Consider the following 14912-nt stretch of genomic DNA (forward strand, 5'->3'; position numbering starts at 1 on the left):
CCGGCCATGCACGCGCGACGCGGGTCTTGCTGCGGCCACAGCCCAGCCGGGCGGATGCCACGCGGTCCCGCACCCCGCATGAACTCCCTAACGCCGCGGCTTGCCGGGAGATGTGGGATTGGCAGGAGACGCCGTGGACCCCGGTGCGCGGGGAGAGCGAGGTGACCGCCGGGCCCAGCCGGTGCCGATGTGCGGAAGTCGCGGGATGCGGGGGATACGCTCCAGCCGCCGCTGCTCCGGCAGGCTCCAGTTGAACAGCACCGCAAGCACCCGCACCCCGAACGTGACGGCCACGCCGATGATTGCCGCCACAAAGACCGGGACGCCAAGCGTGATGAGAATCGCCACCGCCGACGTGCCGAGAATGGCCGCGACCGCGTAGAGCGATCCGACGTACATCATCGCGATGGGGCTGTTCAGCAGCAGGTCCCGCAGAATCGACCCGCCCACCGCGGACAGCACGCCCACGAACACGGCCGGCACCGCGGGCATTCCGAGCGACAGCGCCTTGGTCGTTCCGATCGCCCCGAACAGCCCGATGGTGAGGGCGTCCAGCGTGGTGATGACCGCGTTCAGCTTGGAGAACACACGCTCAAGGAGCATCCCGAGCAAAGCGGCGACGACGGCAACGGGCAGGTACCAATTGCTGTTGAGGGCTGCAGGGACCTGGGACAGCAGGATGTCACGGAGCAGACCGCCACCGAACCCTGTCGCGATCCCGACAATCGCCACCCCGAGCAGATCGAGCCGTCGACTGCGGAACTGCCCTGCGAACAACGCGCCCTGCAGGGCACCGATTCCGACGGCGAGCACATCCGCCCACGGCGGGATCATGAAGGCCGCTGTGATCATTGTCCGTTTCTACCACGGCGGGGGAGGTGGTGCTGGTCCGCCGGCACGAACTGCGCCCCAGAATCGGGGATAGTGCGCACGCCGGTCACACCGATTCATCCCGGTCGGGGGATACTGGACGGGTGCCCCTCTATCGTGACGAAGCAGTCGTACTGCGAACCCACAAGTTGGGCGAAGCCGATCGCATCGTGACGATGCTCTCGCGCAATCACGGCAAGATCCGTGCGGTCGCCAAGGGTGTCCGGCGTACGGCATCGAAGTTCGGATCCCGTCTTGAGCCCTTCATGGTTGCCGATGTTCAGCTGTTCGAGGGCCGCACCCTCGACATCATCACGCAGGCGGAATCCCTGGGGTCGTACGGGGCCGAGATCGCCAGTGATTACGCCAGCTACACGGCGGCGACCGCGATGGTGGAGACCGCAGACAAGGTGACCGACGACGACGGGAGCCTGCAGCAGTACCTCCTGCTCGTCGGTGCACTCCGCTCCCTGTCGCGCCACGAGCATGCTCCAGGGCTCACCCTCGATTCGTACCTGCTGCGCGCTTTGTCCATCGCCGGGTGGGCGCCCAGCTTCGTGGACTGCGCCGTCACCGGTGCACCCGGTCCGCACACGGTTTTCGTCGTTCAGATGGGTGGCGTCGTCGCCGACTCCGTCGCGCCTCCCGGGGCCCCGCGACTCGATCTCGCGACCCTCGACCTGCTCTCGTCGCTTCTCGCCGGGGACTGGGACTATGCCGAAGCCGCCGACGAACGCGCCCGCAATCAGGCGAGCGGTGTCGTTGCCGCCTACACGCAGTTCCATCTCGAACGTGGGCTGCGTTCCCTGCAGCACGTGGATCGTTCACCGGCTCACGACGGGTCGACCGAGCGCGCCGCCGCGCGCGTCGCGGCCCAGCACGCCGCATCCTCAACCGTGGCCGGAGCCTCATGACCCCCGTTTCCAAGACCCACCGCGATGCGGTCGACTTCAAGCCGATCGACTGGACGGGGATCTATCCTCCGGCGATCGATCGCCGTGCAGTCCCCAATCACGTCGCGATCGTGATGGACGGTAACGGCCGCTGGGCCAACGGCAAGGGGCTCACCCGCATCGAGGGGCACAAGGCGGGCGAGGCATCCCTCCTCGATGTCGTTGCCGGGGCAATCCAGCTGGGCGTCAAGCACCTCAGCGTCTACGCGTTTTCCACCGAGAACTGGCGTCGCTCGCCCGATGAGGTGCGTTTCCTCATGGGATTCAACCGGGATGTGCTGCACCGCAGGCGCGACCAGCTCAACGACTGGGGTGTGCGCGTGCGATGGGCCGGACGTAAGCCCCGCCTGTGGGCGTCGGTCATCAACGAACTGCAGTACGCCGAGCAGCTCACGGCGTCCAACTCCGTGCTCACCCTCACCATGTGCGTGAACTACGGAGGGCGAACCGAGATCACCGACGCCGTCCGCTCGATCGCCGCCGAGGTTGCCGCCGGCCGCCTCAAGCCGTCCGGAATCAGCGAGAAGACCATCCAGAAAGCGCTGTACGCGCCGGAACTTCCCGATGTCGACCTGTTCGTCCGCAGTTCGGGTGAGCAGCGCACGAGCAACTTCATGCTCTGGCAGAGCGCTTACGCGGAGATGGTCTTTCTCGACACGCTGTGGCCCGACTTCACGCGCACGCAGCTGTGGGACGCCGTCTCGATATACGCTTCGAGAAATCGCCGCTTCGGTGGCGCCATCGACACTCCGACCACCTGATTCGCACGGACACAAGGGAACCAGACCATGAGAAGAACAACCGGCCTCATTACCTTCATCGTCTTTCTGCTCATCGTGGCCGGGGGCGTCGTCACCGTGCTCGCGCTCGGTACGAAGACCGGTGTAGCCATGGGCGGCGGTTCGACCGTCACCGGCTCCGCAACCAAGACGCTTCCGTTCACCGCGCAGGCGGGGTGGGTGCGTAACAACTCCCCGTGGCCGGTCGACATCACGAGCATCAAGGTCAACGCGTCATCCACCGCTTCCGTTCCCCAGGTCTTTTTGAGCCCGGCAAAGACCGCACTGCCGGTGACCGACGGAACTGCAGCCGCCGACGCGACCGCCGCGGCTGCGCTTCCGGCGTGGGCAACGACTCCGGTGAAGCTGCCGTACACGCTCAAGGGCGGGGAGCTTCGCTACTTCGGTTTCAGCGTGGTGCCGGAGGCGGGCAAGATTGCCTCCTTCGACCAGATCACCATCGGATACACGGGACCCCTCGGCTTCGCGTTTGACCAGAGTTTCTCGGGTGTGGCAATCGCCGCAAGCCCCGAGAACCTGCCGAACGAACTGGTCGCGAACGACCCGGCGGCCGACAGCGAATCGCTCGACGGGTACATCGCTCTGCTGCGCTCGGCGCTGAAGAGCGGCAACATCTCCCAGATTCAGCAGGTGATGGGGGACTCGGCAACCGCCGAAGACGCCGCCGCGGTCAAGAAGGCAGAGAAGGGCTACAAGACGGCCCTGACCGTTGCCGCCACCAAACTGACCGCCGACTCCCGCACCCAGACGCTCGTGTTCTACAAGACGGACGCGGCAAAGGACGGCCTCAAGCCGCTGACGGTGCAGTGGCAGGACTTCCGCTGGAGCGTGACTGCCTGGTAGGACGAGTGGATGACCCTAGGCTTGGGCCATGGCTTCCACCGCAGTAATCCGCACCGGCATCATCGGCTTTGGCCTCTCCGGACGCATCTTCCACGAACCGTTCCTCGCCGCTAATCCCGCCTTCAGCATTGATGTCGTCGCGACGGGCAACCCCGAGCGTCAGGCGCAGGCCGGGGCGCTGTATCCGGTGGTGAGCACACCCGAGGAGCTGCTCTCGCGGGATCTCGACCTCGTTGTGCTGGCGTCCCCGCCCCACGCCCACCTCGAGCAGGGCATCGCGGCCCTGGAGTCCGGCGCGGCCGTCGTCATCGACAAGCCGTTCGCCGCGTCCGTTGCCGACGCCGAAACCCTGATCGCCACCGCCGAGCGCGTCGGCCGCCCACTCATCGTGTTCCAAAACCGCCGGTGGGACGGCGACTTTCTCACCGCGAGCAAGCTCGTTGCTTCGGGCCAGCTCGGTCGCGTCCACCGTTTCGAGTCGACGTTCGAGCGCTTCTCGGGAGGGCTTCGTCCCCGCTGGCAGGACACCACCACACCCGCGCAGGGCGCCGGCATCACCTACGACCTCGGCAGCCACCTGATCGACCAGGCGCTGCACCTGTTCGGACCCGCCACCCTCGAGCGCGCAGAGCTGCGCATCCTTCGGGATGGCGGCGCGAGCGACGACGACGCGTTCTTCTCGCTCGCCCACGAGAGTGGTGTGGTGTCGCACCTCACGGTGAGCCGCCTTGCCGCACAGTCGGGCCCGCGCTTCCGCGTTCTGGGAACGGAGAGCGCCTACACGGTGTACGGCCTCGACGGGCAGGAGCCCGCGCTCAAGGAGGGCCTGCGTCCCGGTGACGCCGCGTATGGGGTCACGCCGGAAAGCGAGTGGGGTCGTGTGGGAGGCCAGAGCCCCGAGTTCCCGCCGACCCCGGTCGAGACCGAACGCGGTGATTACCCGGCCTTCTACGCGGGTGTCGCCGCCGCAATCCTCGAGGGCGCACCGGTGCCGGTCGATCCCTACACGGCGCTGGCGACCATGCGCATCCTCGAGCAGGCGCACGCGCAGTGGAAGCACTGACCCTGACCTCACCTTTCCCGCCGGTAGGCTGGGGACTCGCAAACGACCGGGTATCCAGCTCGGTGTGGAAATACAGGAGTAACACGTGGCAACGCCAAATCCTCTCGACGCCGTCATCGCCCTCGCCAAGAGGCGCGGGTTTGTTTTTCAGGCGGGTGAGATCTACGGTGGCTCCCGTTCCGCCTGGGACTACGGTCCCCTCGGTACCGCGCTGAAAGAAAACATCAAGCGCCAGTGGTGGCAGTTCATGGTGCAGGGTCGCGACGACATCGTCGGCATCGACTCATCCGTCATCCTGCCTCGCAAGGTGTGGGAAGCATCCGGCCACGTCGAGGTGTTCTCCGACCCGCTGGTGGAGTCGCTCCACACCCACAAGCGCTACCGCGCCGATCACCTCCTCGAGCAGTACGAGGAGAAGCACGGCCACCCGCCGGTGAACGGCCTCGCCGATATTCGCGACCCCGAGACCGGCCAGCCCGGCTCCTGGACGGAACCGCAGAACTTCTCCGGACTGCTCAAGACCTTCCTCGGTCCCGTGGACAACGAGGAGGGCATGGCCTACCTCCGCCCCGAGACCGCGCAGGGAATCTTCGTCAACTTCGCTAACGTTCTCGGATCGTCGCGGATGAAGCCTCCCTTCGGTATCGCGCAGATCGGCAAGAGCTTCCGCAACGAGATCACCCCCGGAAACTTCATCTTCCGCACCCGCGAGTTCGAGCAGATGGAGATGGAGTTCTTCGTCGAGCCGGGCACGGACAAGGAATGGCACCAGTACTGGATCGATGCGTCGCGCGACTGGTACCTGGGCCTCGGCATCAACCCCGACAACATCCGCCTGTACGAGCACCCCGTCGAGAAGCTGTCGCACTACTCCACGCGCACCGTCGACGTCGAGTACCGTTTCCGTTTCGCGGGAAGCGAGTGGGGCGAGCTCATGGGTATCGCGAACCGCACCGACTTCGACCTGAAGACGCACTCCGAGGCATCCGGTACCGACCTTTCGTACTTTGACCAGACGAAGAACGAGCGCTGGTTCCCGTACGTGATCGAGCCCGCGTTCGGACTCACCCGCGCCCTGATGGCCTTCCTCATTGACGCGTACTCGGAGGACGAGGCTCCCAACACCAAGGGTGGTGTCGACAAGCGCACTGTCCTGCGACTCGACCGCCGCCTCTCGCCGATCAAGGTTGCGGTGCTGCCGCTGTCGCGCAACGAGCAGCTCACGCCGCTCGCGAAGTCCGTCGCGGCCGACCTCCGTAAGTACTGGAACATCGACTTCGACGATGCCGGTGCCATCGGCCGTCGGTACCGTCGTCAGGACGAGATCGGCACGCCGTTCTGCGTCACCGTCGACTTCGATTCCCTTGAGGACAACGCGGTCACGATCCGCGAGCGCGACACCATGGCGCAGGAGCGCGTCTCGCTCGACCGCCTGCACGGCTACCTCGCCGAGCAGCTGATCGGCGCGTAACGTCCGTTTCACCACGCTTACGGCGTCGCCTCCCGCATCCCGGGAGGCGGCGCCGTTCGCATTCTGTCGCGATCGGGAATACAGCCCTCACCCCTCGGGGTTGCACCATACGTGAGTGAAGCTATCAAAGTAGACATCTGGTCCGACGTTCAGTGCCCCTGGTGCTACATCGGAAAGCGCAAGTTCGAGGCGGGCGCCGCCCTCTTCGACGGACAGGTCGAGGTCGAGTACCACTCCTTCGAACTGGCGCCCGACACCCCGGTCGATTTCGATGGCACCCCCGCCGACTACCTCAGCCAGCGCAAGGGCATCCCGCTCGAGCAGGTTGGACCGATGCTTGACCGTGTCATCGGCATTGCCGCCGACGTCGGGCTCGACTACCACTACGACGACATCCACCAGACCAACACCGTCAAGGCGCACGAACTCCTGCACTTTGCGAAGTCCAAGGGACGCCAGCTCGACATGAAGGAGCGCCTGCTGAAGGCGTACTTCGTCGACGGTGCCCACGTCGGACGCATCGAGGATCTCGCAGACCTCGCCGCGGAAATCGGTCTCGACCGTGCTGAGGTCGTCGCCGCCCTCGAGTCGAACGAGTTCCTCTCCGACGTGAAGGCCGATGTCGCCCAGGCGCAGGAATACGGAATTCAGGGAGTCCCGTTCTTCGTCATCGACGGCAAGTACGGCGTCTCCGGTGCGCAGGATGCCCAGACCTTCACCAACGTGCTGCAGCAGGTGCGCAGCGAACGCGAAGAGGTCACCGCATGAGCGGCCTCACCGGACCGCAGACGGCGACAATGCCCGTCGTCCCGCCCGTCCTCGCACCGCTGCAACTTCTGGGCGACGCGGGCGCGGCCTGCGTCGGAGACTTCTGCGACGTTCCCGTGCGAACCGATCGCGCGGCCGTCATCGACCGCCTGGACTCCGGCGACATTTAACGAACGGATGCCCCGGGGCGCCGTCGCCCGCTGGTGAGAGCTACCCGGGGGCAGTCAGCAACTGATCTCGCGCGGGTGATTGCTGCGCCGGGTCGCCCTTAGTCGCTGATGTCTGCGACGGTGGCGTCGAACCCGGCGATCATGGCGTCGGCATCCACGAACGCACTGAAGCCGGGTTCTCCGGCTCCCATGCCCACCCGAAGCCCGCGGATCCGCTCATCGGCGAACACCGGCCAGGCGGTGGTGCTGCCAAACGGCGTGATGGTTCCGCGTTCGTACCCGGTGACGTCGAATGCGACGGATGCCTCGGGCAGGCGCAACTTGTTGACGCCGACGATTCCACGGAGCTTGCCCCAGGAGATCTGACGGTCACCCGGAATGAGGGCGAACAGGAACGTGCCGTCGTGCCGCTTGACGACCAGAGTCTTCACGATCTCCGCAGGGGAGACGCCCAGCAGTTCCGCGGCGCCCTCCAGCGAATCGGCGGCGGGCCGCTCGATGATCTCGATGTCGATACCCCGCTCCGCGGCATCGGCTTCGACTCGTTCGCGTCCCGTCATCACATCTCCCATTCGTGGTGGTTGAACGATACGGGAAATCCTCGGACCGCCGCGAAGCACGATCGGGCTCACGATCGGTTGCGGCGCACTGTAACGCCCGAAAACTCACCCCGCATCCCCGTTGACACCGCCCCGTCATGTCCCTATTTTGGGGGACACTGCCGAGAGAGTGATTGTGTCGCGCCGTACCCGAATTCGGCGCACCACCTGATCTCCCGACCGGCGGGGTTGTCCTAGCGGCCCCGGCGGACGGTTCGGCACGCCCACCCGATGTCGAGTGCAAGGAACCCGATCCGATGCGCCACTGCGCCCCGAGCGTTGCCTCATCCGCCTGCCCCCTGATCCCGCGGTACACCCGCGCACGTTAGATCCCCCCAGAGTTCTGTCGGGACCGCGTGCGTATCGGGCGCCGCGGTCTCGGCAGACGTTTGTACGGTTTCGTCAGATCACCGAGAGCTCAAACGGAATCCCGTGGGCACGCAGCCACGCCGTCTCGCCCTGATAGACCATCTCGATATGGTGTTTTTCCCACGCGTCCTCGGCGGTGTCGCCCCCGAGGGCCGCCGCGAAGTCGGCCACATGGGCGGCCCGAATGGTCACGTGATATTCGTGATCCTCGCGACCGGCGATCACCCGGGCACCGATGTGAAACCCGTGAATGATCACGTCGGACTGGGCGTTCCGCGCCAGCGTTACCGTCAGTCCGGGGATGGACTTGATCTCTGTCATGTCCTCGCTCCTCGCATCTGGGACAATTGAACAAATGTCCACCATCACAGCGCCCGTGTCTACGGGTATCCATGCCCCCATCACCGGGTCCACGCCTCTGCGCATCGGCAACCTGGAGCTCGATGTTCCCGTGGTGCTTGCCCCCATGGCGGGTATCACCAACACCGCGTTCCGTCGGCTGTGCCGCGAGTATGGCGCGGGTCTGTACGTCTCCGAGATGATCACCAGCCGTGCGCTGGTCGAACGCACGCCCGAGAGCATGCGGCTCATCCGTCACCACGAGTCCGAGACCACCCGCAGCATCCAGCTCTACGGCGTCGATCCCAAGACGGTCTCTGACGCCGTCACGATGCTGGTCGCCGAGGATCGTGCCGATCACATCGACCTGAATTTCGGATGCCCCGTGCCGAAGGTCACCCGCAAGGGCGGAGGAGCGGCTCTCCCCTGGAAGCTTGACCTCTTCCGGGACATCGTCGAGGGAGCAGTCGCGGCGGCGGGGGACATCCCGCTCACCATCAAGATGCGCAAGGGCATCGACTCCGACCACCTGACGTACCTCGAGGCCGGCCGCATCGCCGAGGGCGCCGGGGTCGCGAGCATCGCGCTGCACGCCCGCACTGCGGCGGAGTTCTACTCGGGCACCGCCGACTGGTCCGCCATCGAGACCCTCAAGAACACCATTACCAGCGTTCCGGTGCTCGGCAACGGTGACATCTGGAGCGCTGAGGACGCGCTGCGCATGGTGCGGGAGACCGGATGCGACGGGGTCGTTGTCGGCCGCGGCTGCCTCGGTCGTCCGTGGCTGTTCGGTGACCTCGCCGCCGCGTTCAAGGGCGAGAAGATCAAGGCCCAGCCGAACCTTGGCCAGGTCGCGCAGGCGTTCAAGCGTCACGCGGAGCTGCTGGTGGAGTTCTTCGACGACGAGGATCGCGCCTGCCGGGACATCCGCAAGCATGTCGCCTGGTACTTCAAGGGATACGCCGTCGGCGGCGAGCTTCGTGCAGCCCTCGCGATGGTGCAGACCCTCGACCAGCTCGATGACCTGCTCGCGACCCTCGACTGGGACGCGCCGTACCCCGGCGCCGACGCCGAGGGGCAGCGGGGACGCGCCGGCACTCCCAAGAACCCGTCGTTGCCCTATGGATGGCTCGACAGCCGTGACCTGCAGGAGGACCACCGCGTGGAACTGGCCGAAGCCGAACTGAGCACCAGTGGCGGATAACGCGCACGTGGGCAGCATTCCCGCCCCGTATACGGAAGCTGACGCCGAGCGCTGGTTCCCCGAACTGCACTCGAGCCGCCGCAGCGACTTCGCCCGCGACCGCGCACGCCTGCTGCATTCCAGCGCGCTGCGGAGGCTCGCGGCCAAGACCCAGGTGCTCAGCCCGACGCAGGGACTGGACTTCGCCCGCAACCGCCTGACACACTCGCTCGAGGTGGCCCAGGTCGGACGCGAGCTCGCCGAGAGCCTGCGCCTTGACCCCGACGTCGTCGACACCGCCTGTCTCGCGCACGACATCGGACACCCGCCCTTCGGCCACAACGGCGAGAAGGCCCTCTCCGAGTGGTCGGACGACATCGGTGGGTTCGAGGGCAACGCGCAGACGCTGCGCCTGCTCACCCGCCTCGAGCCGAAGGTCTTCGGCAACGACGGCTTCAGCTACGGCCTCAACCTCACTCGCGCGAGCCTCGACGCGAGCACCAAGTACCCGTGGCCGGCTGCGCAGGGCATCCCCGACCCCAGCGGTCGCATGAAGTTCGGCTTCTATGACGACGACACCGCCGCGTTCGCGTGGCTGCGGCAGGGCGCTCCCGACCGCAAGCGGTGCGTCGAGGCCCAGATCATGGACCTCAGCGACGACATCGCCTACTCGGTGCACGACTTCGAGGACGCCATCGTCGGCGGGTACCTCGACGTGCCCGCGCTCAGCGCCCGCGCCGACCACGAAGAACTCGTCAACTCGATGTTCGTCTGGATCGGCGGAGAGATCACCCACGACGAGCTGATCGCCGCCTTCGACCGGCTCGACAGCCTCGACTACTGGCTCACGGCGTGGACCGGGTCCCGCGTCGACCTCGCGCGACTGAAGAACCTCACGAGCCAGCTCATCGGCCGGTTCGCGCATTCCGCCGTGCACGCCACCCGTGCCGCGCACGCCCAGTCAACCCTCATCCGCTTCAACGCGGACGTCATCGTGCCCCGGCAGACGCAGGCGGAGATCGCCGTCCTCAAGGGCATCGTGGCCGCTAACGTGATGTCCACGAACGCGCGCCGTCCGATATACGCCCGGCAGCGGGACATCCTCACCGAACTGGCGGACGTTCTCCTCGTCACCGGTCCGAACCACCTGGACGCGGGTTTCGCTGTCGACTGGAATGCGGCGGGGGATGACGCGGGGCGCAAGCGTGTCGTTGTCGACCAGGTTGCCTCGCTCACCGACCAGTCGGCGATGGCGTGGCACACGCGGCTCGTTCGCTGACGCGGGGTCCCGGCGCGTCTTCCCCTCCACAGCGGCAACACTCCGTGCGGCCGGTACACAGCCAGCGGGGACCCCGCCGGCAACCGTAGAATCACACTGTGGCAGGCCTGATCCGACGAAGCGATATCGATGAGGTTCGGGCGCGCGTAAACCTGGCCGACATCGTCGGAGACTACGTGACCCTCAAGAGCGCCGGGGTCGGTTCCATGAAGGGACTGTGCCCGTTCCACGAGGAACGTAGCCCCAGCTTCCACGTCCGCCCCCAGGTCGGGTACTACCACTGCTTCGGCTGCGGTGAGGGCGGTGACGTCTTCACGTTCCTGCAGAAGATGGACCACGTCACGTTCGCCGAGGCGGTCGAGCGCATGGCTGCCCGCATCGGGTACGAGGTGCACTACGAAGACGGCGGGCAGGCCACCGATCACGGCAACCGTGCCCGCATCCTCGCCGCCAACAAGTCGGCGGAAGACTTCTTCATCGCCCAGCTGGCGACCCCCGACGCCGAGCCGGCCCGCATGTTCCTCGGTCAGCGCGGATTCGACCAGGCCGCCGCGGAACGCTTTGGTGTCGGCTTCGCCCCGAAGTCCTTCGACGCTCTGGGCAAACACCTCAAGTCGCTCGGCTACACGGAGCTTGAACTCGTCACCGCCGGGCTCCTCAGCCAGAACGATCGCGGCTCGGTGTACGACCGCTTCCGGGGGCGGCTCGTGTGGCCGATTCGGGATGTCACGGGCCAGACTCTCGGCTTCGGTGCACGCAAACTCCTCGACGACGACAAGGGGCCGAAGTACCTCAATACACCGGAGACGCCGGTGTACCACAAGAGCCAGGTGCTCTACGGACTCGACCTTGCCAAGCGCGATGTCGCGCGCGGCAAGCAGATCGTGATCGTCGAGGGCTACACCGACGTGATGGCGTGCCACCTCGCCGGCGTCACCACCGCTGTCGCGACCTGTGGCACCGCCTTCGGTGGCGACCACGTCAAGATCGTCCGCCGCGTGCTGGGTGACTTCGACAACGCGGACACCACCGGCACCGGCGAGGTCATCTTCACCTTCGACCCCGACGAGGCCGGTCAGAAGGCCGCGAGCCGCGCGTTCAGCGAAGAACAGCGCTTCGCCGCCCAGACGTTTGTCGCCGTCGCCCCCGACGGGCTCGACCCCTGCGACCTCCGGCTCCAGCGTGGCGATGACGCTGTTCGCCGGCTCGTGCGTACCCGCAAGCCGATGTTCGAGTTCATGATCCGTCGCACGCTCGCCGACCACAATCTCGAGACCGTCGAGGGTCGCGTCGCCGCCCTGCGCGCTGCGGCTCCCGTCGTCGCGGGAATTCGCGATCAGGCGATGAACTCCGGGTACACCCGCAACCTCGCCGGATGGCTCGGCATGGACCCGAGCGAGGTGACGCGCGCCGTGTCATCCGCCCGCGCTGCCACCACCCGCGCGTCCGGCGACCACCGCCCCGGCGACCGCACGACCGACCGCGGCGCTGCGCGCCAGCAGGAAGCGGGCCGTACGCCAGCGGCGGGCTCCTCGTCGGCGGGCAGCTACCGGCAGGGGTTCCCCTCGGGTCAGCCGCAGGCGGGCACCATCGCCGCCGGCAACGCACCGTCGGTGCCCTCGCAGGACGGCGCACAGCGCCCCGGCCAGGCCGGATCGGCACAGACGCAGCAGGGCGCGCAGCGTCCCGGGGGATCGGCACCACTGCAGCACCCCGGGGGTGCCCGTGCGGGCGGTGAGCCCACCGCCGGGTACGACGACCGCGGCGGACAGGACGACTACTACGCCGGATCGCCCGAGCCCGGGCCATCCATTATGGACCTCCCCATGGACCCGGCCACCCGTCTCGAACGGGACGCCATCATGGCGATGCTGCAGTACCCGACCGATATCGGGCGCGAAATGCTGGCACGCGCGGCTCGGGTGAGTTTCACCAACGCGACCCTGGCGGTCGTTCGGGACGCCATCGCCACCAGCCTCGACACCATGGACACGCCCGGGTGGCTTCCCATGGTTGTCAGCGAGGTGCCGGCCCCGTTCGCCACCATCGTGCAGCAGCTGGCGATCGCACCCATCCCCGAGCGCGGGGAGAAGCTGGCCGCGTACTGCAAGGGCGTCACGACCAACCTCGTCGAGCGCGACCTATTGCGGGCGAAAGCAGACCTGCTCGGCTCCCTCCAGCGCACCGACTCGGCCGCGGACCCCGAGAGATACAGTCGCATCCAGCGCGACCTGATGAATGTCGAAATCGAACGTCGGGTTCTGCGCAGCGAGTAGACGGATCCGTCGGGTGTGACACATCCTCGAACATTTCGTTCCCGTAAATCTTTGTACCCCGAGGGCCTCTCAGTTGTAACTGGCGCCGCGGCGTGTGTTACACCTGATTCACAGCAATCGTCGGTCTGCCCGGCTCATTCGGCGCGGATCCACGTAGTTCCCTGCATTCCTACCAGGAAGAGGTATCCCTCAATGACGTCCGCATACACAAAGACCAGGCGAACTCTCGCCGTGGTCGCAGGCACCGCAGCGTTCGCGCTGGTGCTTGCTGGTTGCGCCGCCGGCGGCTCCAGCTCGAGCGATGGCACGGTTGCCAAGACGCTCACCATCGGAACAACCGACAAGGTCACCACGCTTGACCCGGCCGGCTCGTACGACAACGGCTCCTTCGCCGTGCAGAACCAGGTCTTTCCGTTCCTGTACAACACCCCGTACGGCAGCTCGGACGTCGAGCCCGACATCGCGGAGTCTGGAGACTTCACGTCGCCGACCGAGTTCACTGTCAAGCTGAAGCCCGGCCTGAAGTTCGCCAACGGAAACGCGCTCACCTCCTCCGACGTGAAGTTCACCTTCGACCGCGACCTGAAGATCGCGGATGGCAACGGCCCCTCGTCGCTGCTCTACAACCTCGCCAGCGTTGCGGCTCCGGATGACACGACCGTCGTCTTCACGCTCAAGACCGCAAACGACCAGGTCTTCAAGCAGATCCTGTCCAGCCCCGCCGGCCCCATCGTTGACGAGGACGTGTTCCCCGCGGACAAGCTCGCCACCGATGACGAGATCGTCAAGGGCAACGCATTTGCCGGCCAGTACACGATCACCAGCTACACGTTCAACACGCTCATCGGCTACAAGGCCAACCCCGACTACCAGGGTGTTCTTGGCAAGGCGAAGACCGACGTTGTCAACGTGAAGTACTACACGTCGCAGAGCAACCTCAAGCTGGACATCCAGCAGGGCAACATTGATGTCGCGTTCCGCAGCCTGTCGCCCACCGACATCTCGAGCCTCGAGTCGGACAAGAAGGTGACCGTGTACCACGGTCCCGGTGGAGAAATCCGCTACTTCGTCTTCAACTTCGAGACGCAGCCGTTCGGAACCAAGACGGCCGACGCCGACCCCGCGAAGGCTCTCGCCGTTCGCCAGGCCGCCGCTGACCTGATCGACCGTGACGCACTGTCGAAGAACGTCTACAAGGGCACCTACTCCCCGCTGTACTCCTACGTTCCGGACGGACTGACGGGCGCGACCACCGTGCTCAAGAGCCTGTACGGCGACAAGAAGGGTGGCCCAGACGCTGACGCGGCGAAGGCAACCCTCGAGGCCGCAGGAATCACCACCCCGGTGAAGCTCGACCTGCAGTACAACACCGATCACTACGGCGAGTCCTCCAGCGACGAGTACGCGGCCATCAAGAGCCAGCTCGAAGCAACCGGTCTCTTCACCGTCAACCTGCAGTCCACCGAGTACGTGCAGTACTCCAAGGACCGCAAGGCCGGCGTCTACTCGGTCTTCCAGCTCGGATGGTTCCCTGACTACTCCGACGCGGACAACTACCTGACGCCGTTCTTCTACAACCCGACGGACACCGAAGCGTTCATCATCAACCACTACGACGACCCCGCCGTCGACAAGCTGATCCTGGAGCAGGGTGTCACCAGCGACGCCAAGGCTCGCGCCAAGATCATCGAGGAGATCCAGGCAAAGGTCGCAGCACAGCTGCCGACGATCCCGATGCTGCAGGGCGACCAGGTCGCCGTCGCAGTGAAGGGCGTAGAGGGAGTCAAGGACACCCTCGACGCGTCGTTCAAGTTCCGCTACGCGGCACTGAGCAAGGTGGGCTAGAACACCAAGCCGGTTAGGATCGTCTAATCGCTTTGCCGGGGGCGACCCGCACACTGTGCGGGTCGCCCCCGGTGTTCACCAGCT

Annotated in this window: 14 protein-coding genes; 11 read left to right on the plus strand and 3 right to left on the minus strand. The window is 66.1% G+C overall.

What is annotated here, in order from left to right:
• Positions 1-87 precede the first annotated feature (87 nt).
• A complete protein-coding gene (locus HB677_RS08285; RefSeq protein ID WP_213815201.1) occupies positions 88-852 on the minus strand; it encodes a trimeric intracellular cation channel family protein in 765 nt (254 codons plus the stop codon).
• 122 nt (positions 853-974) lie between these two features.
• Here HB677_RS08285 and recO point away from each other — a divergent pair, with 122 nt between their 5' ends.
• The 7 genes from recO (at position 975) to HB677_RS08320 (ending at position 6938) form a co-directional block, all read left to right on the plus strand.
• Positions 975-1784: a DNA repair protein RecO gene (recO, locus tag HB677_RS08290; protein ID WP_213815202.1), complete on the plus strand. Its 810-nt coding sequence runs from the start codon at positions 975-977 to the stop codon at positions 1782-1784.
• Positions 1781-2584, plus strand: a complete 804-nt coding sequence (locus HB677_RS08295) for an isoprenyl transferase (RefSeq protein WP_213815203.1) — start codon at positions 1781-1783, stop codon at positions 2582-2584. Before recO ends, HB677_RS08295 begins: the two co-directional genes overlap by 4 nt.
• A 27-nt stretch (positions 2585-2611) precedes the next feature.
• Positions 2612-3466 (plus strand): hypothetical protein, encoded by an 855-nt coding sequence (locus HB677_RS08300; protein ID WP_213815204.1) that lies wholly within the window; start codon positions 2612-2614, stop codon positions 3464-3466.
• Positions 3467-3494: 28 nt separating this feature from the next.
• Positions 3495-4529, plus strand: coding sequence for a Gfo/Idh/MocA family oxidoreductase (locus HB677_RS08305; protein WP_213815205.1), 1035 nt, complete (start codon positions 3495-3497; stop codon positions 4527-4529).
• 85 nt (positions 4530-4614) lie between these two features.
• Positions 4615-6000 carry a glycine--tRNA ligase gene (locus HB677_RS08310; protein WP_213815206.1) on the plus strand — a complete coding sequence of 462 codons (1386 nt, stop codon included), beginning with the start codon at positions 4615-4617 and terminating at the stop codon, positions 5998-6000.
• Positions 6001-6111: 111 nt separating this feature from the next.
• Positions 6112-6768, plus strand: coding sequence for a DsbA family protein (locus tag HB677_RS08315; protein ID WP_213815207.1), 657 nt, complete (start codon positions 6112-6114; stop codon positions 6766-6768).
• Positions 6765-6938: a hypothetical protein gene (locus HB677_RS08320; protein WP_213815208.1), complete on the plus strand. Its 174-nt coding sequence runs from the start codon at positions 6765-6767 to the stop codon at positions 6936-6938. The genes HB677_RS08315 and HB677_RS08320 overlap by 4 nt, the downstream gene beginning before the upstream one ends.
• 98 nt (positions 6939-7036) lie before the next feature.
• Here HB677_RS08320 and HB677_RS08325 read toward each other — a convergent pair whose 3' ends face one another.
• Positions 7037-7498, minus strand: coding sequence for an aminoacyl-tRNA deacylase (locus tag HB677_RS08325; RefSeq protein ID WP_255546369.1), 462 nt, complete (start codon positions 7496-7498; stop codon positions 7037-7039).
• Between the two features lie 441 nt (positions 7499-7939).
• The gene (locus HB677_RS08330) at positions 7940-8227 is read right to left on the minus strand and encodes a hypothetical protein (protein ID WP_213815210.1); all 288 of its coding nucleotides are present in this window, start codon (positions 8225-8227) and stop codon (positions 7940-7942) included.
• A gap of 34 nt (positions 8228-8261) precedes the next feature.
• Here HB677_RS08330 and dusB point away from each other — a divergent pair, with 34 nt between their 5' ends.
• The 4 genes from dusB to HB677_RS08350 all read left to right on the plus strand — a co-directional run bounded on the left by dusB (position 8262) and on the right by HB677_RS08350 (position 14828).
• Positions 8262-9449, plus strand: coding sequence for a tRNA dihydrouridine synthase DusB (gene dusB, locus HB677_RS08335; RefSeq protein ID WP_213815211.1), 1188 nt, complete (start codon positions 8262-8264; stop codon positions 9447-9449).
• 7 nt (positions 9450-9456) lie between these two features.
• Positions 9457-10707: a deoxyguanosinetriphosphate triphosphohydrolase gene (locus HB677_RS08340; protein ID WP_307852525.1), complete on the plus strand. Its 1251-nt coding sequence runs from the start codon at positions 9457-9459 to the stop codon at positions 10705-10707.
• A gap of 98 nt (positions 10708-10805) precedes the next feature.
• Positions 10806-12983: a DNA primase gene (dnaG, locus tag HB677_RS08345; protein WP_213815212.1), complete on the plus strand. Its 2178-nt coding sequence runs from the start codon at positions 10806-10808 to the stop codon at positions 12981-12983.
• Positions 12984-13175: 192 nt separating this feature from the next.
• Positions 13176-14828 (plus strand): ABC transporter substrate-binding protein, encoded by a 1653-nt coding sequence (locus HB677_RS08350; RefSeq protein ID WP_213815213.1) that lies wholly within the window; start codon positions 13176-13178, stop codon positions 14826-14828.
• Positions 14829-14912 lie beyond the last annotated feature (84 nt).

Source organism: Glaciihabitans sp. dw_435, from assembly GCF_018449675.1.
Taxonomy (GTDB): Bacteria; Actinomycetota; Actinomycetes; order Actinomycetales; family Microbacteriaceae; genus Glaciihabitans.